Origin of the sequence: Paenibacillus tianmuensis (genome assembly GCF_900100345.1) — a bacterium.
GTDB lineage: Bacteria > Bacillota > Bacilli > Paenibacillales > NBRC-103111 > Paenibacillus_G > Paenibacillus_G tianmuensis.
In genome coordinates this window covers 28416-51266 of sequence record NZ_FMTT01000046.1, presented here as the reverse complement: position 1 = coordinate 51266, position 22851 = coordinate 28416, and the positions used below count along the sequence as shown (strand labels likewise).

15 protein-coding genes, 1 pseudogene and 2 riboswitches are annotated in these 22851 nt (G+C 52.1%); of the genes and pseudogenes, 11 read left to right on the top strand and 5 right to left on the bottom strand.

The genetic code is table 11. The features are described from left to right. Together BLO51_RS31055 and BLO51_RS23140 are read left to right on the top strand one after the other, a co-directional pair. Positions 1-264: pseudogene (locus BLO51_RS31055) on the top strand (IS4 family transposase); the annotation flags it as partial. 285 nt (positions 265-549) lie between these two features. After that, entirely contained in the window at positions 550-1995 is a 1446-nt protein-coding gene (locus tag BLO51_RS23140) for an MFS transporter (RefSeq protein WP_090675612.1), read from the top strand. Between the two features lie 146 nt (positions 1996-2141). Here BLO51_RS23140 and BLO51_RS23135 read toward each other — a convergent pair whose 3' ends face one another. The 5 genes from BLO51_RS23135 to BLO51_RS23115 all read right to left on the bottom strand — a co-directional run bounded on the left by BLO51_RS23135 (position 2142) and on the right by BLO51_RS23115 (position 10176). Then, on the bottom strand, positions 2142-3548 hold the full coding sequence (locus BLO51_RS23135; RefSeq protein ID WP_090675610.1) for a hypothetical protein: 1407 nt from the start codon (positions 3546-3548) through the stop codon (positions 2142-2144). A gap of 174 nt (positions 3549-3722) precedes the next feature. Further along, the gene (locus tag BLO51_RS23130) at positions 3723-4520 is read right to left on the bottom strand and encodes a transglutaminase-like domain-containing protein (RefSeq protein ID WP_090675608.1); all 798 of its coding nucleotides are present in this window, start codon (positions 4518-4520) and stop codon (positions 3723-3725) included. A gap of 14 nt (positions 4521-4534) precedes the next feature. After that, a riboswitch (cyclic di-GMP riboswitch) is annotated at positions 4535-4624 on the bottom strand. A gap of 42 nt (positions 4625-4666) precedes the next feature. Beyond that, positions 4667-5347 carry a class D sortase gene (locus BLO51_RS23125; protein WP_090675606.1) on the bottom strand — a complete coding sequence of 227 codons (681 nt, stop codon included), beginning with the start codon at positions 5345-5347 and terminating at the stop codon, positions 4667-4669. A gap of 72 nt (positions 5348-5419) precedes the next feature. Next, positions 5420-9499: a collagen binding domain-containing protein gene (locus tag BLO51_RS23120; protein WP_090675604.1), complete on the bottom strand. Its 4080-nt coding sequence runs from the start codon at positions 9497-9499 to the stop codon at positions 5420-5422. A 60-nt stretch (positions 9500-9559) separates the two neighbouring features. Next, positions 9560-9643, bottom strand: a riboswitch (cyclic di-GMP riboswitch). A gap of 92 nt (positions 9644-9735) precedes the next feature. Next, complete coding sequence (locus BLO51_RS23115) at positions 9736-10176, bottom strand: Lrp/AsnC family transcriptional regulator (RefSeq protein ID WP_090675603.1); 441 nt, start codon at positions 10174-10176, stop codon at positions 9736-9738. A gap of 167 nt (positions 10177-10343) precedes the next feature. On the opposite strand from BLO51_RS23115, the gene namA reads away from it, so the two are divergent. From namA to BLO51_RS23070, 9 genes are all read left to right on the top strand, one after another. Next, entirely contained in the window at positions 10344-11348 is a 1005-nt protein-coding gene (gene namA / locus BLO51_RS23110; RefSeq protein WP_281180418.1) for an NADPH dehydrogenase NamA, read from the top strand. Between the two features lie 243 nt (positions 11349-11591). Then, positions 11592-12770 (top strand): ROK family transcriptional regulator, encoded by a 1179-nt coding sequence (locus tag BLO51_RS23105; protein ID WP_090675599.1) that lies wholly within the window; start codon positions 11592-11594, stop codon positions 12768-12770. A 78-nt stretch (positions 12771-12848) separates the two neighbouring features. Next, complete coding sequence (locus BLO51_RS23100) at positions 12849-13943, top strand: extracellular solute-binding protein (RefSeq protein ID WP_090675597.1); 1095 nt, start codon at positions 12849-12851, stop codon at positions 13941-13943. Positions 13944-14000: 57 nt separating this feature from the next. Beyond that, positions 14001-15080, top strand: a complete 1080-nt coding sequence (locus BLO51_RS23095; RefSeq protein ID WP_090675596.1) for an ABC transporter ATP-binding protein — start codon at positions 14001-14003, stop codon at positions 15078-15080. Between the two features lie 15 nt (positions 15081-15095). Continuing rightward, positions 15096-16811, top strand: coding sequence for an ABC transporter permease (locus tag BLO51_RS23090; protein WP_090675594.1), 1716 nt, complete (start codon positions 15096-15098; stop codon positions 16809-16811). A 112-nt stretch (positions 16812-16923) separates the two neighbouring features. Further along, complete coding sequence (locus BLO51_RS23085; protein WP_090675592.1) at positions 16924-19473, top strand: NEW3 domain-containing protein; 2550 nt, start codon at positions 16924-16926, stop codon at positions 19471-19473. A 101-nt stretch (positions 19474-19574) separates the two neighbouring features. Beyond that, on the top strand, positions 19575-20339 hold the full coding sequence (locus BLO51_RS23080; RefSeq protein WP_090675591.1) for a creatininase family protein: 765 nt from the start codon (positions 19575-19577) through the stop codon (positions 20337-20339). Positions 20340-20343: 4 nt separating this feature from the next. Further along, positions 20344-21852, top strand: a complete 1509-nt coding sequence (gene argH / locus BLO51_RS23075) for an argininosuccinate lyase (protein ID WP_090675589.1) — start codon at positions 20344-20346, stop codon at positions 21850-21852. Continuing rightward, positions 21852-22844: an N-acetylglucosamine kinase gene (locus tag BLO51_RS23070; RefSeq protein ID WP_090675587.1), complete on the top strand. Its 993-nt coding sequence runs from the start codon at positions 21852-21854 to the stop codon at positions 22842-22844. Before argH ends, BLO51_RS23070 begins: the two co-directional genes overlap by 1 nt. The last annotated feature ends 7 nt before the right edge of the window (positions 22845-22851 follow it).

Genomic DNA, 22851 nt, shown 5'->3' with positions numbered 1-22851 from the left:
TTTCGTTGGATTAAGCAGCATTTAAACATTCCTACGTTGTTTGGGACAACAGAGAACGCCGTTTATGGTCAGTTATTTGCAGCATTGATGGTGTACGTTCTGCTGAAATGGCTGTTTGACTCCGTTTCTGCATCCATATCTCGGCATGTGGAACTCTCCTTTGTCCGATTTACACGTTTATTCGCTCTTCATCTGCTGCCTGCTGAATGGCTTATAAAGATTCAATATATTGTGCAGACACATAACCCCCAGAGGGTTGTTTAGATTACATAATTTGGTTAATCAACAGGCCTGTTATTTTCGAATATAATAATCAAATATTTGTAAGGTAAGGAGGTGAAAAGAGATGGCGGCTGTTTTCATGAATGGCGTTTTAGGAAAAAGTGTAAAAGTTTCAAGCGATTTTTTTTGCAACGGGATACGTACGCCCTTTTTCAGATATACAATTCATGAAAATAGTTACCGGTTACTTTTTGCCTTCTTGTCTAAGAAAGCAGTCGATTTAGCCTCCTAAAATAGTAATACAATATTTTAGGAGGCCATAGCAAAATGAACACAATTACAAAATCAAACGATCAAAATAGAGCATTTACAAAGTTGTTGATGACGGTCTTAGTTTTATCTTCCCTTCTGGCTGCCATTACTGTAGATATGGTGAATCCTGTTCTGAGTATGATAAGCGAGTCTTTGAAAGCTTCAAAGGCGCAAGTAAGTTGGGTAGTAAGTGGCGTTGCCCTTGTACTAGCAATTGGGGTTCCCCTTTACGGTAGGATGTCTGATTTTTTTGAGCTGAGGAAGCTGTTCACATTTGCTACTTCCATATTGACTCTTGGAAGTCTTATCTGTGCCGTTGCTCCAAGTCTTCCAGTATTAGTATTTGGCCGAATGGTTCAAGGCGCAGGAATGTCTGCCATTCCTATCCTATCCGTTGTGGCTATTTCTAAGGTTTTTCCGGAAGGAAAACGTGGATCGGCTTTAGGTGTTGTTGCAGGGTGCATAGGAATTGGAACGGCTTTCGGACCGATTTTCGGAGGAATTGTTGGTCAAATTTGGGGATGGCACTCTCTATTCTGGATAACATTTATTCTGTCGCTCCTTATAGTAGGTGGATCTATATATGCTTTACCACCGATTAAACCAACATTAGAAGGTAATGGCGAACGGAGATTTGATTTGGTCGGCGGTGCCCTACTCGGCCTGACCGCAGGACTTTTGTTGTTTGGGGTAACACAAGGGGAGTCAGCTGGCTTCGCCTCATCTTCTTCTCTAGGAAGTCTGCTGGGGTCCTTAGTAAGCTTGATTGGCTTCATTTGGCGTATACGTACAGCAAGCAAGCCATTTGTACCGCCGGTTCTGTTCAAAAACAGATTTTTTATTAACTCACTCGTAGTCGCTTTCTTCTCCATGTTTGCCTATTTTGCTGTTCTTGTATTTGTACCACTGTTAATTGTTGAAATCAATGGGCTTACTCCCGGAAAAGCTGGACTGACACTTTTACCAGGAGGTGCCGCAGTTGCACTCCTTTCACCATGGGTTGGGCGAATCTCTGATCGAGTCGGAACCAAACCACTTTTGATCATCGGGCTGATCATCGCGGGAATTTCCATCCTGTTCTTGTCGTCATTTGCCTCTGGAGCATCTCCTATTTTGGTTTCAATTGGAGTTATGGGGGTGGGTATAGCATTTGCTTTCATCAACTCACCTGCCAATAATGCTGCTGTAGGCGCTCTTCAAAAAGATCAAGTTGGTGCTGGAATGGGCTTGTTCCAGGGAGCCTTGTATCTTGGAGCAGGAACGGGAGCAGGAGTTATCGGAGCATTTTTGCATGCACGAAGAGATGCTCCCGAATCGTTAAATCCACTGTATACTCTTGATGCGATAGGATTTTCCGATGCATTTCTGGCTACGACCTTAGCCGTGATTATCGCCCTATTTGCTGCATTCGGACTGCGTAACGACAAGAAAGGCAGTAATTCAGCTAATCTATTCCATTAGAGGTCAAAGTAAGCAGCCTTCTTTAAGAGGCTGCTTTTCTTTTACTACAACAGAAATTATGCTATCTATAAAAACAACAGGGAAGGGGCATGGATGGGCTGCAAAGCCCTCCATGCCCCTTCCTCTAAAGCGTGGTTAGCGCAGGATTATTTATAGCCGCCGAGCAAATAGTTGTAGAACGGCTCATCGACCCAGAAGCGGTAAGACTCCACTTTGGCGTCCGGACGGATCTTTTGAAGACCGGATGCGATCTCAGTGATTTTGGCTGACAAGGAGAACGTCTGCGCATAATAGTGGCCTGCGGTCAGCTTATTGTTCGAGATTTCCTTGTACGTGTCCATCGGGGTAAGCGAATAGTAGAGCGGCTGCCACCAGGAGCTGGCGATCAGGCCTTTGGCGTCCTCGCTGTTCTTTTTGGCGTATTGGAAAATCACGTTCTGAAACTTCGCTTTTTGCTCTGCTGTATCGAATTCGAAGGCAATGTCATATTCCTTCGCATAGGCGATGTAGTTGCCGTTCTCGATCTGCACGACCTTGTAGCTGTCCGTTTGCTTCGGCTCGCCCCACTCCTTCAGGTAGACGAAGGCCGACGTTTTCGGCTCCAACTGCACTTTGGCATTCAAGCCCTCGCTGCGCAGCAGTCCGATCAATTGTACGGCATGCGTAATATCGTCGTGCCCGTAAGTCAGCGACAGCTTCGGATCGAAGTTCGCGCTGTAGCGGGAGTCCTTCAGATTGTAGCCGGTGATCAAGTTCTGCTTCAGCGCTTCGTCAACGACGGCTTGCAGTTCCTTCACCTGAATCAGATCCTGCGTCTGATATGCTTGGTACAGCTTGGCGAAAATATCCGCGTCGGCCACGGAGCCAATCGTGTGCTTGTAAGCGCCTTTGAACGACAGGACGCTGCCAAGCAGGTCGGCGGCAAAATCACCAGATGCCGCGTCGCCGAGGGCGAACGAGCTGTGCCATGCGGCAGGGAGCAGGCCCGTGTCCACGGCCGCTGCCAATTCCTGCGCCGCTTGCAGCGACAATTTCGGATTACCGGGGTAGTCGATGCCGAGCTTGCGCAGCGCCGATTGGATTTTCGCTTCGGGGTATGTATAGGCGAGCTCCTTCAAATTAGCGGCTTTCAGCGCAATATAGACCGCCGCATCTTCCGTGAGGGGTGCCGCTGCTTGCAGCGTCCCGCCGGACAAAACGCCCTTCTCGGCCAAAGCCTGGGCGGCCGCGTATGCAGGGTCTTCGGGTTTCAGATCGTTAAACCGGTTCTCCCCGGCGGAGGCGCCTCTGAGCTTCAGCGCTTTCGCCACGTCCCGAATAAATTCGCCCTTCGTAGGCGCAGCCAGGAGCTCGATCTGGTACTGGCTCTGCAAAAAGGCTTTATAGGCCGCCGCAGAGGGAGATGACACCGCGGAAGACGGTGCCGCAGGAGCGGAGGCTGCTTCCGCACGAACTGTGGTACCACCGTACAGTCCGGAGTAGAGCAAAGCCGCCGATAAGCTGACGGCTGCGAGCGGGAATAACCTTTTCTTCTTGTTAACGGAACGATGCATGGCAAAAAGCCTCCTCTATGGTGTGAATTCCAATAGAAAAACTTGTATTTGGATCATACCTCCTCGGGTTGCCTCTGTCAATATCGGTTAAGAAAAATGAACAAAGAAAAACCGTATTTCGAACGAATACGGTTGAGGTTCGTAATAGTGTCCTATGTTGTTCATTATAACGAACTAATAGACCTGAGTAATCGTGTAATCCGCCGCATTTTTGATCATCGGGGTTTTCTCGCCGTTTTGCACGCGGGTTGCGTCGTACGTCGTGTCGATCGTGACCCATTGTCCATTTAAGAAAACTTGATTCCACGCATGGTACGTCGATGGGGCCGAGGCTTCATATCCCATAAGCAGGCGGGTCGGGATATTTTGACTTCTGGCCATCGCCGCAAATATGGCCGCGTAATCGTAGCAAATGCCTTTCGACGAATCGTAAACGGCATCCAGATTAGGAATATAATCGGTTTTGACCGATTGAGCTTTCTCGTAATCGTACTTGATGTTATGCGTTATATAAGTATAGATTGCCGCCGTTTTTTCCATATCTGTCTTTGCGGCGTTTGTCAGCTTGGTTGTCTGGACGACGGCTTTCGTATGGCCGTTCCAGTTAATAAGCGGAATCGATTGGACGAAAACCGCATTTTCGTTTTCCAATTTCAGCTCGACGCTTTCTTTCGAAATGACTTTATATTTATTATCACTTATTAACTGCGCGATCAGAACGCTGTACGTGCCATTGCCTCGCTGCAACGGATAACGCGCCCCGTTCGTCAGGTTATAGTCGTAGTTTTCATTGCCCTTCGATATTCGAACAATCGTTTTCGCATCGGGATTATGTGTGTAATTAACCGCGATAAGTCCTTTATTCAGAGCGGTTCGGTCGATTTGGTAAGTTTCGGTTGCGGCATATGTTCCTTTTGGTGCTGCGAGCAGCAATGTAGTGATGAATGTCATCGCCAAAAGCTTTTTGAACATAAAAAAGCTCTCCTTTCGGTAACTGGCTGCCATCTTAGTTAGACACTAAGGAAGGCCCTTTAGCTTTGCGTCCCCAACTTTCGTTAGGTTTGCCTTTGTCGGTTGAAAGCACCGAAATATTTTTTTTATGTCTCTAGCATACCATATTATTGGTTCTCTATCAATTTCCCTTTCACAATGATACGATGTGTCGGGTTTTCCATAGGATGACAGGTGATTAACGTAATTTCCTTGTCTTTGCCGTTGCCCTTCAACACCCAGACATCCTCAGGGAGAACGTATAGCTTCTCTTGGACCTCATACCGGTATTGCTGTTTTCCGGTATCGACTTCGACGAGATCTCCTTTGTCAACTTCATCCAGCCTGTTAAAATTTTTCCCGTACGTGAAGTTGCGATGTCCGGCAATGGCATAATTCCCTACGGCGCCGGCTTTCCCGGTACCTGCGATGCTCGCAACGGAAGACTTCAGATTGTTCACGGTTGCGTCCGTTATAATCGGTAGCTTCAGTTTAATCTTCTCGATGGTCAAAACTCCCTCGATGGGCTTTCCCTGCAATGGGGCCGGTACGGATTCCGGCTCGGCATTCGAAGGCTGCGACTGACTGTCCGCAGGAACAGCAGCGACTGCCGATATAGGTACGAGATTAAGTGTTTGCTGCTTCGAATCTGTGGTATCGGCAGCTTGATCGATACGCTTCAAGGTTTCCGTCCATTGATTCATCATTTGTTGCTGCCGGTAGCTTTCATAACGATCGTTGATCGCAGGGTAGAGAAAAGTCGCTATTCCCAGAAAAATACACAGGATCGGCAGCGTTCTTTTGATCATCCGAGCCCCCTCCTTAGTCCTAGCAAATGGCCTAACGCGCGCCGGAAGAGGCGCGCGTTAGGAAAAGTTTTTTTAGTTCTTTATAAATTTACGACGCATCATAAATCCAAGAAGGACCAAGGCAACACCTGCCAGTTGGATGTAGACAGGGTTGGATTCTCCTGTTTTCGGCAGCGTTTCTTTTTTAGTTTTGTTGCTCGGCGGGTTGCCTAGCGGCACTTCCCGATTCGCAAGCTCGATCGTTTCGTTTCCGTCCGGTTTTTCCGGATTTTTCGAAAGGTCCGGCGGGGTCGTTTTATTCCCATTCTGCGATGGGTCAACCGTCGGAGGGCCTAACGGAACCTTGGGATTGCTATCGATCGTTTCCTGATCATTCGGTTTATTGCCGTCTGGTTGAATTCCCGTCGACGTCGAATTCGGCGTCGTCGTTGTTGTGGTTACGGTTGTCGTCGGCGAAGAAGAACCGGATGAACCCGAAGAACCCGAAGAACCCGATGAACCCGATGAACCCGATGAACCCGATGAACCCGATGAACCCGATGAACCCGATGAACCTGAATCCGACGAACCTGAACCCGACGATGATTTCGCGTTAGTTACCGTTAACGAGTGGCCGTCTGCGGTTTTAATCGAAACCGGATACTCTTTGGAATCGAGCACATAACCGGTTGGAGCCACCGTTTCCTTCACAACGTATTCCCCTGTAGGCAGCTTATCGAAAACGACCGTTCCGTGTGCATCCGTCGTTTTCGTGCCAATCCGTGTCAAGCCTGCCTCTTTCTTCTCGTAAAGCTCGAAGGTTGCTCCGCTGAGCAGCAGATCGTTTTGCGCCGAATCTACCTTTTTCACCGTCAACATGCCTTGAACTGCCGACGGTGTTGGTGGTGTTGTCGGTGTCGGCGGCTTCGGTGTGCTGGTCTTATCGTTTGTGACTGTGAGCTTAACGTTGTCCGTGTTTTGGATCGAAACCGGATGCTCCTTGGAATTGAGCACATAGCCGTCTGGAGCCGCCGTTTCCTTTACAACATAATCTCCTACGGGCAGCTTATCGAATGAGACCGTACCGCCCGCATTCGTCGTTTTTGTGCTGATGAGCGTCAAGCTGGCGCCTTTCTTCTCATATAGCTCGAAGGTCGCGCCGCTGAGCAGCAGATCGGATTTCGCCGAATCCACCTTTTTCACCGTCAACGAGCCTTTGATTACCGGCGGCTCCGGTGTAACCGATTTGGTGTTGGCGACAGTTAATTGAAAGCCGTCTGCGCTTTTAATCGAAACCGGATACTCTTTGGCATCGAGTACATAACCGTCTGGAGCCGCCGTTTCCTTCACGACATAATCTCCGGCGAGCAATTTCTTGAAGATGACCGTTCCGCTCGCATCGGTTGTCAGCGTACCGACAAGAAGTTTATCCGTGCCGGTTTTTCGGTAAAGCTCGAAGGTTGCCCCGCCAAGACGGGTTTTATCGTTCGCTGCGTCCACTTTCACGACGGTAAGCGAGCCTCTGACCCCGCCGATCGTACCGGACCCGCTGCTGACTCCAACGACGATGCTGGTGGATGTCTCCTTGGTCACCGTAGTTTCGTTATTGCCTGTAAATGTGATTTTGTTGGAGACTTTATCCTGATCTTTGGCAACAATCAAAGATTGATATTCCAAAATAGCTGCGGTAGACAGTTTTTTCAGGAAGTTCAATTCGAGTGACTGCTTTCCGCTATCGTCCGTCTTGATTTCCAGCGAATAGTCCACTTCTTTGACCAGTGCGGCTCCTTTGGAAACCTTACCGTTAGCGTCTACTTTGGCCGTAAACAATTTGAACGTATCGGGCAGCAGAAGCTGATTCTCGGATGGCGTATCGACGATTTTGGCATTCGTTACAGCAGATTGCCCGCGGTTAATGAGAACCGTCCAATTGATTTTATCGCCGTTTTGCGCACCGCTCTTGTTCAAGTATTCGCCGCCGTAAGGAATGTTGACGGAAGCCGTCAAATTTTTCGATACCTGCGTTTTTCCATCGAATACGTTTGCCGTGTTGTTTACTTTATTGTCAATCAGCTTTCCTTCAAGACTTGTCTTAAAGACAATATAGTATGGAGCCGAAACAGGCTTCAGGAAAGTCACGGTCAGCTTGTTGTCCTTGCCGACCGTATAGTTGTAATGCGTGCTGTCGACAACCGTACCCTGAGACGGGTCGCCGTTGGCTGCAATGTTCATGTTGTATACGACAAGCGAATTGTCGAGCAGCTTCTGGCCGGACTCGAGCGTATCTTGAACGACCGCCCCGGCAAGCGTCTTGCCGTTATAGTTCACGCCGACCGTCCACGCAATTTGTTTCAGGGAGGCGTCATAGACACCGTTTTTAAACCCGTTGTTCTTCGCTTCGTCCCTTGGCTCGAGCGTGGCGGTTACCATCTTCGTTTGATCCTTGGATTTGCCGTCGACCCACGCGACCGTAGCATTATTCAGAAAATTCGCCGCATTGTTGGCGAGCCAATCCATGTTGAACTCGGTGGTATAAGCAATCGTCACCGGTCCGTTCAACGCTCTGTTAAATGTAATCTTAAAGCCTTGATCCGACGGTACGGAGGCGTCCACGATGTAATCCGCCGCGTTCATCGGCTTGTTCCCTTCTTTAACGGCCAGCGATCCCGGAAGGAAACGCATGCCCTTGTTAGGGAAGCTGTCCGTCACAACCACGCTGGTCATCGGCTCATTGTCCCGGTTTAGTGTAATGCCCCAGACTGCCGTTTTGGCTTGATAGTCCACCGCCCAGACGGCCTTGGTAATAATATACTGGTTGATGTTGCGCGTAGCCGTATCGCTGTCTCCACTCCCGGAAGTTACCTTGTTCGTTATCTTAGCCCAGTCGATCACGCGCTGCTTGGCTTTGGTTTGGTACTTGATTTTGTAAGCGAACGAGATATCCTGCAGGAACTGCAGTTTAAAGCCGTTGATTCCCGCTGCAGCCTCCGGGGTCACCTTGTAGCTCGCTGCAGGCAACTCGGCTCCAAGTATCTCGCCGCCATTCGCGTCGATCGTCACCTGGTTGACTTGGAGCGAACCCGCTACCAGCTCTTGCGTATCGTTGAACAAATCCGTCAAGAAAGCGTTGGCCTGGGTAATCGGCTTCTCGTTGTAATTGTACTTGATTTCCCAGTCGATCGTTTGCGTGTTGGGGTCGTACTTTGTCGACGATTTGTCCAGAGCCGTGCCGCGCTGTACCGTAACAGTAGCTGTGGCGCTTGTCGGCTGTATGTTGCTGCCTTCAAATGTCGCCTTGTTCACAAAGGAAGTTTTGTCCCCCTCGGTAACCGGCGTCGTATACTGAATACGGTAAGCCGCTCGAATCGGACTTTCATTAAAGCTGAGCTTCAGGACATTACCTTCCGTGCTCATACTGTATTGGCTGCCGTCCACCGGCGCTCCCTGAACTACGGTGCCGTTCAAGTTTACGTTAAGCTCATACACGGCGACGGTGACCGGAACGCCCAACCCGGCTGGAATCGGATCGGTCACGACCGCGTTCTGGACAGCGGCCAGTTCTTTGTTCACATCTACCGTCCAATCGATGCTTTTCGTATTGTAGCCTTTCGCTACGCCGCTTTTTCCGATGGTTGAAGCAACGTTCGGCTTAAAGTGGAGCGTAAAAACCTGCTCTCCGCCTTTCACCGGAATTTTAATAATCTGTGTCGTACTTCCATTAATTACTTGCGTATCGAATACCGTCTGGAAAGTCAGAGTGCCTCTGATATCCGACAAGTTCTCGACCATGTCCAAGGTCATAATAACCTCATGGCTATCCCTGATGACCTTGAATTTCCCGATCGCATCGCTGCCTGACATAAGCGGCTGCTCAGGGATATCGTTGTAAAGCTTGAACTGCTCCGGCAGCTTGAACGTGTACGTATCTCCGTTCTTGTAACCGTGGCCGTTAGGCAAGGACCAGGTATAGTCCAATTTCACCTTCGAGCCCGGTTCGTAAACGTCCTCCGTTACCACATTACCGGACTTGTCGTACACCGCCATCGTTACACTATCGATAATGTTGCTGGAAATCGCGGCTGCATGAACCTGAGGCGAGAAGCCGAATGCATACAGCGCCTGCATCATGATCAACAGAGCGACGAGCAGCGTACTAATTTTCTTCTTTGCCATTACCTCTTTACCACCTCCGAATAATTACTTCCTGGAAATAACAAAAAACACCCTTCGCATGAAAGGGTGGTCCGGTTGCACTACTAGCTCCATCGAATCCAAGTGCCCAGATACAGATCCGATATCATCGCTTACCATTTATCTAATCATAACGGATAATGTCTGGGATTTCTGTGTTGTTTTACACCAAATTTCAAATTTTTTTTAACATCATAGAATGCAAAGGTTTTCAGCTCTTAGTTGTGATCGACTAGCGGAATTAAAGGCTTGTTTTCAATAGGTGACGACATCACAATTAACGTCACAGAATCCCCGTATTTGCCACAAGCGTTGGTAAATTCTTCAAGGGACTGCATCGATTCGGTTACAACTTTCAGAAGGTAATTATATTGTCCGCTGATTCGGTGGCATTCAATCAGATCAATGGATTGTCTGCAAAATTCGACTAAGCCTTCGCAATCTTTTGTTAAAAACATCAAGTACGCGGTGATGGACTTTTTGATCGTAGAGGGGGAAATGACCGCACGATAATGACGTACCACCCCATGTTCCTCCAATTTACGGACTCGGTCCGTAACTGCCGGTTGGGACAGGCTAACCATACTACTGAGCTCTTTCATGGAAATCCTTCCTTGTTCTTGTAAGATCTCGATAATTTTTTTATCTGTATTATCCATTCCAATTCACTCCTTTAAAAAATAAAGTTCCTGATCTTATATTCCTATTATAATTAGGAAAACACGTGAATGAACCGTTTTTTATCCATTCAAAGCATTGCTTTAACTATATATAATAAAGAAGAATTTGAAAATGATTAATTTAGAAAGATGAAGGGGGAGAGAGAGTGAGTTTATTATTTTTACCAATGAAAATCCGTAATCTGGAACTGAAAAATCGGATTATGATGTCTCCGATGGGCACAGCATCGGCACTCGAAGATGGAAAGATTACAGATTGGCATGTAATTCATTATGGAGCTCGGGCGCTTGGCCAGGTAGGACTCATTATGCTGGAAGTATCGGCTGTCACAAAAGATGGCAGAAATCATGGATCACTTGGAATTTGGAGCGATGATCAGGTTACAGAACTGAAACGTCTGGTTGCAATGCTGCACCAACAGGGATCAAAAGTTGGAATTCAGCTTTGGCATGCCGGTCGTAAATCAAGTTTGCCGGAAGTCGCGGTTTCAGCATCGGGTCTTCCTCACCAGGGCAGAGAGAGTCGTATGCTAACGATAGAAGAGATTAAAGATCTGATTGAAAGCTTTAAAGCAGCCGCCGCTCGAGCAGTTGCAGCGGGCTTCGATGTAATCGAATTGCATGCGGCGCATGGCTATTTGCTAAATGACTTTTTATCTTTGTATACGAACAGAAGATCAGATGGTTACGGCGGTTCCTTGGAACGACGATACCGCCTGCTTAGCGAGGTTATTGAATCCATACGCAGCGTATGGAGCGGACCTCTTTTTGTACGGATATCGGCAGATGAATATGGGGAGATCGGCAATCGTATCGATGATACGGTTCAATATTCCGCCATGATGAAAGAACAGGGCGTTGACCTGATAGACGTCAGTAGTGGAGGAGTTCATCCCGACCCCCCAAATACGTTTCCGGGTTATCAGGTTCCGTATTCCGAAGCTATTCGGAGAAGAGTAACGATTCCGACAGCAGCTGTAGGCCTAATTAAAAGCGGACTGCAAGCAGAAGAAATTTTACAAAATGAACGCGCCGACCTTATTGCAGTTGGAAGGCCTTTGCTAAGAGATCCATTTTGGGCCATTGCAGCAGCCGAGCAGTTAGGTGTGCGATTTGAGGAACCATTACCCTACAAAGGCCACTGGTTCTAAAGTGAAAACATTGAACTTTTATAAACAGTTTGGAGACTAAAATGACCGGGATTCCTTACAAATAAGGAGTTCCGGTCTATTCCTTTAGTACCACGGAACAGAAGCTGGCTTTCGGGGCGGCGAAAAGATGTAGACAGATGTAAAATTTGTTGTTGACAATTTGTAAGCGGATACAATAAAATAATGATAAGAAAACTTTGTTAGTCATTTTAACTAACTTAATCGGAAAGGGGGGACAGTGTATTGATTGGCAGAGGCCAAACGGGAAACGCCAAGCTGGTGAAGCATATTAACCGGGAAGGCATTCTTCATCAATTGAGAGAAAACCCCCGGGTATCGAGAGCCGATTTGGCGAAATTAACGGAGCTCAGCCGACCGTGCGTATCGGCCTTGGTGGACGAGATGATCGTGGAAGGCATGATCAGCGAGGTCGGGCTCGGAGAATCGAAGGGCGGCAGGAAGCCCATCCTTCTGGAATATAATTTTCAAGCTTACGGCGTCATCGGCGCGGTATTCGAAGGCAGTACCCTGCAGTTGGCCATCGCCGACCTGAAGGGGGAACTGCTGATTCAGCGAACGACGTGCTTGCCGCACCCGATGAACGGAGAGACGGCCATTCAGAGCATCGAGCAAGGGCTTGCGGCGCTGCTGAATGAAAGCGGATTCGACAAAGCACGGCTGCTTGGCATGGGGCTCGGCTTGCCGGGGATTACCCAGCGAAGCGAAGGTACGGTCAGCTACGCCCCCAGCACGGGGTGGATGGGGCTGCCCGTGCGGAAGGAGATCGAAGCGGCCTTGGGGCTGCCCGTGGTCATCGAGAATGACGTTAACTTGATGACGCTCGGCGAATTTCACAAGGGCATCGGCGTCGGGCATTCCAATCTGGTGTATATGTATGCGGGAACAGGGATCGGCGCCGGCATTATGATCGACGGGCAATTATACCGCGGAGCCAAAGAGGCAAGCGGAGAGATCGGTTATATGGTGATCGGTCCGGTCGGGAACCAGACCAAGGGAGAATACGGCGTATTCGAGCGCAACTATTCCGTACGGGCCATTCGCGAGAAGGCCAAAGCGGTCCTCCCTTCGATGGACGAGGGATCAAGCATCGTCAAGCAAATCGTCGATCAAGCAAACAACGGGGTCGAAGCGGCACAGGCGCTTCTCGACGACATCTGCCGGCACTGGACCTACGGCATCGCCAATCTAACGAGCGTGATGGACCCGGCGCTTCTGATCCTCAGCGGAGAAATGCTGCATATCGGGAACGAAGGGATTCATAAAATACAGCAATGGCTAACCGACTGGGTTCCTTCCGTTCCCCGAATCGAGATGGCCTCGCTCGGCGATCAGGCGGGACTTATTGGAGCGATTCATTGCGCGCTGGAGGCTTTTCCGTCCACTTCCAAACTGCAGCGGTAAGCGGCTTTGTCGCTTCCGATGCCGTTTGGGTTAAGTGAAGACGCTTACATTTACACATAAAGCACAGGAGGTCAAAACATGACAAAGAAAAAAACAACGACTTGGTTAACGGGGGCCGTGCTCAGCATGGCGATGCTGACGGTTACGGCCTGTGGAGGAGGGGCATCCGACGGCGCTCAAAAGCCGGAAGACAAATCATCCGGGGCATCGAAGTCCGAGAAGCAGAAGCTGGTCATTTATACGGCCAGGGACAAAAACGTCGTCGAAGAAATTATCCCGAAATTTAAAGAGCAAAACCCCGGCATGGAAGTCGAGGTTCTTACCATGGGAGCGCAGCAGGTGCTGGAGCGCGTACGCGGGGAGAAGGCAAACCCGCAAGCGGATTTCTGGTGGGGCGGCACACAATCGGCGCTGATGACGGCGGCGAACGAAGGGCTGCTCGAAAGCGTCAAACCGAGCTTCGCCGACAAAATCCCGGCGATGTACAAAGACAGCCAGGACCGCTGGTACGGCGAAATGCTGCTGCCGGAAGTCATCATGTACAACTCCAAAGCGCTGAAAAAAGAAGACGCCCCCAAAGATTGGGACGACCTGCTCGATGCCAAGTACAAGGGCAAAATCATCATTCGCGGCGTGCTTGCTTCCGGGACGATGAGAACGATTTATTCTTCCCTGATTTACCGTCAAGACGCGAACGATCCGAAGAAAGGGTACGACTGGCTGAAAAAGCTTGACGCCAATACGAAGGAATACGCCCAAGATCCGACCAACCTGTACCTGAAGCTGGCGCGCGAGGAAGGCACGCTGTCGCTGTGGAACCTGCAGGATATCATGATCCAGAAGGAGCTGCAAAAGCAGCCGTTCGATTTCATTTACCCTGCGAGCGGAGCGCCGATTCTGGTCGACGGCGTCGGGGTGGTCAAAGGCGCGAAAAACATGGAAGCGGCCAAGAAATTTTACGAGTTCCTCTTCGATTCGAAGCTGCGCGTCGAGCTGGCGGAGAAGCTGTACCAAATTCCGACGCGTACGGACATCAACAAAGACACGCTTCCGGCATGGTTAAAAGGGCTGGAGCTGAAACCGCTGAATATCGATTGGGCCGTCATGGCGCAAAAAGAGAAAGAATGGATGCAGCATTGGGATGAGAACATCAAAGGGAAAGGTTCCAAATAATGCATTCGGGCGGAGGAGCTCCTCCGCCTGAACATTTTACCAAAGGAGGAAGCCTGTTTGATAGAGGTCATACTGGATCACGTCAGCAAACAATTCGGAAATGTCAATGGAGTTACGGATGTCAATATTCGGATTCAACCGGGGGAGTTCTTCACCTTTCTCGGGCCAAGCGGCTGCGGCAAAACAACGACGCTGCGGATGATCGCGGGGTTTTATTATCCGAGCGAGGGCCGTATCGTATTCGGCGATCAAGATGTCACGAACCTTCCCCCAAACAAAAGAAACACGGGAATGGTGTTCCAAAACTATGCTTTGTTTCCGCACATGACGGTGTTTGAGAATATCGCATTCGGTCTGCAAGTAAGGAAAATCTCGAAATCCGAAATCGTTCAGCGCGTCGAACGCGCACAGAAGCAGGTTCACTTGGAAGGCTACGGCAACCGCCGTATCGATCAATTGTCCGGCGGCCAGCAGCAGCGGGTTGCCTTGGCCCGCGCGCTGGTTATCGAGCCGCAAATTTTGCTCTTGGATGAGCCGTTATCGAACCTTGATGCGAAGCTCAGAGAAGAAACGAGAATCGAAATCAAGAGACTTCAGCTGGAGCTGGGAATTACGACGATCTACGTCACGCACGATCAGGCCGAGGCGATGGCGATGTCCGACCGGATCATGGTCATGCAGGGCGGGGTCGTCCAGCAGATCGGAAGTCCAGAAGAAATATATAACCGCCCGGTCAACCGGTTTGTCGCTTCCTTTATTGGAGAGTCCAATCTGTGGGAAGGAACCGTGGAACGAATCGAGGGCGGCGAAGCGGTCGTCCGTTTCGCTCCGGGTCTTAGCCTGAGAGGCTTGACCGCCAACGCTTCGCTCGACTGCAAGCTGGAAGCGGGCAAGACCGTGACGATGTCCATTCGTCCGGAAGCGGTCCGCGAAGCGCTGCAAGGGGAGCAGCAGGATAATGTGGTCAAAGGAAACGTGGTCATCTCCGAATTTACGGGAGTCAGCGTGAACTACGTATCGCAAGTGGCAGGCCAGCAATTGAAAGCGATGTTCGTCAATCAAGGGCACCGGGTGCGCGGACGCGGGGAAGAGATCGCCCTGTTCATTCCAAAAGAAAGCATCTATTTCTTGGGATAGCGAGGGGATGAATCTATGAGATCTAAACCGGGAACAAGTTACTCCAAGCTGGGCTCCTTCACGCACTCGCCTTATTTTGTCTATGTCCTGGTCGCGCCTCTGTTTTTGGTGCTCCTGGCTTATGTCGTGTATCCGTTGTTCCAGACGTTCGTGCAAAGTATCCAGGTAGAGGATCAGTTGTCGCTGAAAAACTATACCAAGTTTTTTAGCCTGGAGCATACGTCCAACCTGGAGGCGCTCTGGACCAGCATTTATATTTCCGTCTTAAGCGTCATCACCTGCGCGATCGTTGGCGTCGCCATGGCGTTCCTGCTGGAGCGCTACGAGTTTCCCGGCCGGAAAATTTTGGCCGTCCTCGTCCTCGTGCCGATGGCTTTGCCGCCTCTTGTCGGCGTGCTGTCGTTTACGTTCTTGTACGGCGAAAGTGGCATTATCCCAAGGGCGCTTAAAGCGCTGCTTCATCTTGATCAGGTGCCGTTTTCCTTGAAAGGGATCTGGGGTGTGCTCGTGGTGCATACGTTTACGATGTACACTTACTTTTACATGACGGCTTCCTCGGCGATCCGCGGTCTCGATCCGTCTCTGGAAGAGGCGGCGGCGAGTCTCGGCGCGGGACGGCTCTATATATGGCGGCGCGTCATTCTGCCGATGCTGACGCCGGCGCTGGTCGCCTCTTCGCTGCTCGTCTTCATGATCGCGATGGCTTCGTATACGGCTCCGCTCATCTTCGGAATCGAGCGGACGATGACGATGCAGATTTATTTGTCGCGGACGAACGGCAATCTGGATATGGCTGCGGCGCAGTCCACGATCCTGTCCGTCGTGTCCATCCTGTTCCTGCTCGTGATGCGCTGGTACCAAGGGCTGCGCAATTACCAGAACTTGAGCAAAGGCGTCAGCGTACACCGCACGGAAGTGAAGAGCGCCGTAGGAAAATACGTCGCGATGATTCTGTCGATTATCGGCGTCATCATCCTGCTGCTTCCGATTCTCGTGCTGGTCTTGATATCGTTCTCGACGGACGGCACGTGGACGACGCAGATTCTTCCTCCGGAATATACGGCGAAGCACTATGTGAAGCTGTTTACGGACAGCAAAACGTGGCGACCGATTGCGAACAGCTTTCAGATGAGTTTCGTAGCGACGATCGGCAACATTATATTCGGCGTGGCGGCCGCTTATGCGATGGTCCGCTTGAAATTCAAAGGCAAAACGCTGCTGGACGTGCTGATCATGCTGCCGTGGGCGCTGCCGGGAACGGTCGTCGCGGTCAACCTGATCGCCGCCTTCAGCGAGCCTACCGTATTCAGCTTCAATCAGGTGCTGATCGGCAGCTTCTGGATATTGCCTTTGGCGTATTTCGTCCGTCATTTGCCGCTTGTGTTCCGCTCCACGTCGGCGACGCTGATCCAGATGGACGTTTCGGTCGAGGAGGCGGCGCGCAATCTGGGCGCTTCCTGGTGGTACAGCTTCAGGCGGGTCGTCTTTCCGATGGCGCTGAGCGGGATACTTGCGGGCACGCTGCTCGCGTTCGTGCAGGGCATCGGGGAATTCGTTTCCTCCATTCTGCTCTTCACCGCGAAAAGCACGCCGCTTTCTGTCGAGATTTTCCAGCGGATGTATTCGTTCGAATTCGGTACGGCGTGTGCATATGGCGTGCTGCAAATTACGTTGATCATTATCGTGCTGTTCGTTTCGCGCAAAATGACGGGCGACAGCACGGCCGTGTAACTGACGGTCATCTCGTGGGAACACCTAGGAGTTCATCATCCACGTTATGATATACAGCGGGAAAATGGCCATTTCCGGCTGAGGAACATTCCACCATCAGAGGAGGAGTAAGATGATCAAAGGTAAGTCGACCTCAAAGTTTTGTTCCATTGTCATGAGCGCCGTATTGGCGGGCGGTATGCTGCTGCCCGCTCAAGCTCAGCCCGCGTATGCGGACCGGGGCGTCGTCGATTTGTGGAAGTCGATTAAACCGCTGACCACGATTGCCAGCGCGATGAACACAGGGGCCCACCCGGACGATGAACACAGCGCGACCTTGGCGTATCTTTCCTTGGGGAGAGGGGTTAATACCTCCAGCGTCATCGCTGTCCGGGGAGAAGGGGGACAGAACGAAATCGGGAGCGAGCTGGGGCAGGCCCTCGGCATCATTCGGACCCGCGAGCTGCAGGAAGCGTCCAAGATCACCAATGTGACGTTGGGCATGCTGGGCGAGCAACTGGACGATCCGATCTACGATTTCGGGTTTTCCAAGAGCGTTGAGGAAACGCTGGAGAAATGGGGCGACTCGGTCGCTTACGAACGATTGATTCGGAAAATTCGCGAGCTGCGTCCGGATGTGATCATTCCTTCGTTTTTGAACGAAGCCTCCACGCACGGGCATCACAGAACGATCAACGTCCTTACCGTTCGGGCGTTCAAAGATGCCGCGAATCCGGAGATTTTCCCTGAACATCTGAAACAAGGGCTTCAGCCTTGGCAGATCAAGAAGCTGTATCTTCCTGCCAATGCCAAGGATTACACCGTGAATGCCCCAATCGGGGATTACAACGAAATCTATGGAGCGTCTTATCTCCAGCTCGGGGAAGAGTCCCGCTTCATGCATAAGAGTCAGGGCATGGGGAAGGTCTATGACGAAGGTCCCGTACAAGGCGATTTGTTCAGCAATTACTATAAGCTGGATCTGAGCGCGGTGAAATCGGCGGACAAGGAAAAAGACTTCTTCGACGGCATCGCTTTTACCTTCGAGGATTTGGCGAAAGAAATCGACGCGAAGGGCAAAGACAACAAGATCGTCAAGCATCTGCGCGAGCTGCAAAAGGATGCGGACGAAGTCGTTGCCGCTTACCCGAGCTTTGCCAAGGTGCTGAAGGAAGTCCATGACATGAAAGCGGACGTCCAGACGGCGCTGGCCGACGTCAAAGCATCCGGTTTGGAGGCGGCGACCAAGGAGGATCTGCTCCACCGGCTCCATGTCAAAGAAGAGCAGTTGAATAAAGCGAGCATGGAATCGGCGTCCGTCGTGGCGAAGGTCAAGCCGGCCGCAAGCGAACTGGTTGCCGGTCAGACGACGAAGGTCACCGTGTCGGCCTTCAACGGCGGTTCCGTGAAATTGAACAAAATCAACCTGAGCCTAAACGTGCCCAGTGGTTGGACGGCAAAGCCGGCCGGAGCGACCAGCTTCGATCAATTAGGCTACAACGAGACGGCATCGGCTACCTTCGAGGTGACGATTCCTGCGAACGCACGGCTGTTCAAGCCTTACGATCCTTCGGTGTTCAACGCGAAGGTGGAATACCAGGCTTACGATACGGCAACGACGCTGAAGGTCACGCCGCAGAACGGCGTAGCCGTGCTGCCTCCGTATTCGATGTCGCTCAGTCCGAACGCAACCATTTTGAATACGCTCAAATCGCAAGAGCCGATTCCGGTGAAGGTCACCGTGCGCAACTATACGCCGGGCGCTTCCAAAGCTACGGTGTCGCTGAACGTGCCGGAAGGCTGGACGGCAGAGCCGGCAGCCGAAGAGCTGAGCTTTGCGACCAAAGGCGAAACGAAGTCCGTCGCGTTCACGGTCAAGGCCGCTTCGAACGTCGTTCCGGGTAAATTCACCGTGACGGCCGTCGCGAAGAACGGCGATGTGCAGAGCACGCAGGGCGCGCAGGTCATCGAGTATCCGCATATCGGCAAGACGTACATGGTGCAGCCGGCCGAGCTTAAAATCCAGGCCTTCGACCTGAAGGTTCCGGATAAATTGAAGGTAGGCTACGTCTCCAGCGGCTTCGACAACATCGATCAATACTTGCGTCAGGTGGGCGTCGATGTCGTGAAGCTGGAAGCGAAGGACATCCAATATGGGGATCTTTCCCAATATGACACGATCGTGCTGGGCATTCGCGCTTACGCGTTCCGTCCGGAACTGATTCCGAGCAATCAGCGCTTGCTGAGCTACGTTCAGAATGGAGGCAACCTCGTCGTCCAATATCATAAGCCGGAAGACAAATGGTCGCCGGAGCTTGCTCCGTATCCGATCAAAATCGGCTCTCCGCTCATCCAATGGCGCGTAACGGACGAGAATTCCAAAGTCACGATGCTGGCTCCGGATCATCCGATGTTCAATTCGCCGAACAAGATTACGGACCAGGATTGGAGCAATTGGATTCAAGACCGCTCCGCCTACAACCCGTCGGAATGGGGCAAGGAGTATACGGCGCTCATCTCGAACGGGGACCCGGGCGAGAAGGAGTTTACCGGCACATTCCTCACTGCGCGTTACGGCAAAGGGGTATATACTTACAGCTCGTTGGTGTGGTACCGCGAGATTCCGGCTCTGGTTCCGGGCTCGATCCGCATGTTTGTGAATATGATTAGTCAAAAGCAATAATCGCACGTTATTGTCGTCGCGCAAGCAAACATTACAGCATGGGGCGGGGACCCTTCGGGGTCCTCCCCCATACGATGAAGAAGCGGAGGTTTAAGGAGCATATGAATGTGATCGGAGTTCACGGGCGGGAGATCGGTCAAGTGACGGAGCGCGCGCAATTTGCCGTCGTCCCTCTGGGTTCGGTGGAATATCATGGTCCGCATTCCCCACTCGGGACCGATACGATCTTGGCGGACGGCTTCGCCGAGCGGATTGATGCCTCGCTGCATCCTTTGATCTATCCGACGGTTCCGTACTCGGCCTGCCCGGGCAAAACGCAGCATTATCCCGGAACGATATCCGTCCGGCCCTCGATTTTTATCGACTATCTCACCGATGTGGTCGAAGGCATCTGCAGGCTCGGCATCCGCAATATCGTGCTGCTGAACGCCCACGACGCCAATATGGGCCCTTCCCGGACCGTCGCCGAGGCGGCGACCGGCAGCTACCCCGACGCCAGCTTTCTTCTGATCAACTGGTGGCAGATGGCGGACGTCGATTTTACACAGCGGTTGGGACTGTTTCAAGGGATGGCGGGAAGAGGACACGGCGGTCCATACGAGATGTCGGCCGTGAAGGCGTTTCGCCCGGACATGGTGATCGTGCAGGAATCGGACTTGGAATTAGATTCATGTCCTCCTTTATCTCCTTTGCCTTACGTATTGGTGGAAGGAACCCCCCAAGGCTGGGACGGCTATACGGGCCGCATCCGGCAGTGCTCCTTGGAGGCGGGACAGCGTATCGTCGAAGAAGCAAGCCGCAATATGAACTTGCTCATTAAAGAATGGCTGGATATGAGAACAGGAAACAATAGGGAGGCCAAATAACGCTATGGGATATCGCGAACAATGGATGGAGACCGAAGGGACGACGTTTCCCGGCAAAACGTATACGGAGGTTGTGCTGGAGCCGGCCTTTAACGAAGCCAAGACCCATTTGCTAGGCCCGATGATGGCCATCAACAAGGCTCATCTGATCATGCTGGAGAAGCAAAAGCTCGTGACATCAGACGAAGCGAAGCAGATTGCCAAAGCGATCCGGTCAATCGACCCGGAGGCGCTCCGCCAAGCGAGCTATACGGGGCAGTTCGAGGATTTGTTCTTCCAGGTCGAGCATCAGATGCTGGAGCATGCGGGCGATATTGCCGGCAATTTGCATCTGGCGCGGAGCCGCAACGACATGGGCATTTCCATCTACCGGATGGTGCTGCGGGAGAAGCTGATCGTGACGTTGACCTCCGCGCTGAAGCTCAATGAACAGCTGCTGCTGTTCGCCAGAGACCACGCCGATACGCTGATGATCGGCTACACGCATACGCAGCAGGCTCAGCCGACGACGCTTGCGCATTATTTTATGGCGGTCGTCGATTCGCTGAACCGGGATATCCGCCGGATCATGGCGTCCTACGCGAACTGCAACCGGAGCAGCATGGGGGCGGCGGCGCTCACGACGTCGGGCTTTGCGATCAGCCGGGAGCACATGATGGAGCTGCTTGCCTTCGACGAGCTGATCGACAATTCGTACGACGCGATCGGCGGAGCCGATTACTTGGGCGAAGTAGCGACGGCCGTGCAATTGGCGGCGATCAACCTGGGCCGGGTCGTGCAAGACATGCTGCTGTGGTGCACGCAGGAGTTCGGCGCGCTGAAAGTCGCGGCTCCGTACGTGCAGATCAGCTCGATCATGCCGCAGAAGCGCAATCCCGTCTCGTTCGAGCACATGCGCGCTTTGCTGTCGAGCTGCGTAGGCAACACGAACACGGTGCTGTCGATGATTCACAATACGCCGTTCGGTGACATTGTGGACACCGAGGACGATATGCAGCCTTATGCTTGGCGAAGCCTTGACATTATGGACAAAATGTACCGTTTGTTCGCCGCTGTCGTCGGTACGATGGAAGTGAACAAAGAGGTGCTGCGCGAACGGACGAAGGGAAGCTTTGCCACGGTGACCGAGTTGGCGGATACGCTGGTGCGGACGGACGGCTTGTCGTTCAGAAAAGCCCATCATATCGTCAGCGACGTCGTTAAGCTGTCTCTGGCGCAAGGTCTGGCGGCCAACGAAATTACGCTGTCCATCGTCAACGAAAGCGCGCGCCGCCACATCGGACGAGATACGTCGCTTACCGAAGAAACGCTGCGTCAGGCGCTCGATCCCGTGCATTTTGTGGAAATCCGCTCGCTGCCGGGAGGACCGAGTCCGAAGGAAATCAACCGCATGGTCGACCTCCGGATGTATCAGCATCACGCCCACCTGAATTGGCTTGAGCAAGCGAAGGGCAAAATTCAGCGGGCGCAGGAGCATCTGGACCAAGTCATGACGGAGTGGAGTGGTTCCTGATGGGAAAACGCAGCATCCCTCTGCTGGCGATTGACGGCGGAGGGACGAAATGCCTTGTCGTCTTCATGGACCGGCAGGGCAACGTGCTCGGGCAAGGAAAAGGCGGCTCGTCCAATTATCAGGGCATCGGGAAAGACGGCGTGATCCGCGAACTGTTGTTCGGGATGGAAGAAGCGATCGCGGACTTGCGACAAAAGGACGATAGCGGCGTGCCGCAGGCGGAGATCGAGGTGGAGTGCGCTGTGTTCGCCCTTGCGGGGCTGGATACGGAATACGACCGGCGCGTGATTACCGGACTGGTGCAGGAAGTGCTGGAGCGGCTGCCGATTCGGGTTAAGCATCTGATTGTGGAGAACGACGGCTACGCCGCCTTGCTCGGCGCAACAGGCGGCCAGCCGGGGATTCTGGCCATTGCCGGTACGGGCTCCATCATCTTCGGAATCAACGAGCAAGGGCGAACGGCCAGAGCCGGAGGCTGGGGCCACCGCGTCGGAGACGAAGGCAGCGGCTACTGGATTGGCAAGCAGGCGGTGATGGCGATTCTCAAGGCCCATGACGGCAGGGAGCCGGGCACCCGGCTTGCGGAATGGGTGCTGCCGCATTTGGGGATGGCCCATGAAGAGGACTTGTTCAACTGGATGTACGGTCCGGACTATTCCGTCGAGAAATTGAGCGAGCTTACCTGCGTCGTCGGGCAGGCCGCTTCGGCCGGGGATCAGGAAGCGCAGCGGATTCTTGAGGCGGCGGCTCACGAGCTGTTCATCGGCGTCGCCGCGGTGATACGGCACTTGTCGTTCTTAGACAAACCTTTTACAATGATATTACAGGGCGGCGTGCTGCAGAACGAAGGACACGTCCGGGAGCTGCTGATGCGCAAAATCCAAGCGTACGCCCCGCAGGTACAACCGGACGAGGCCCGGAAGGAGCCGATTTACGGCGTAACGGCCATGGGGCTTGCTTATTTGCAAGTGCAGACGCCCGCGGAAGCGTAGTACGATA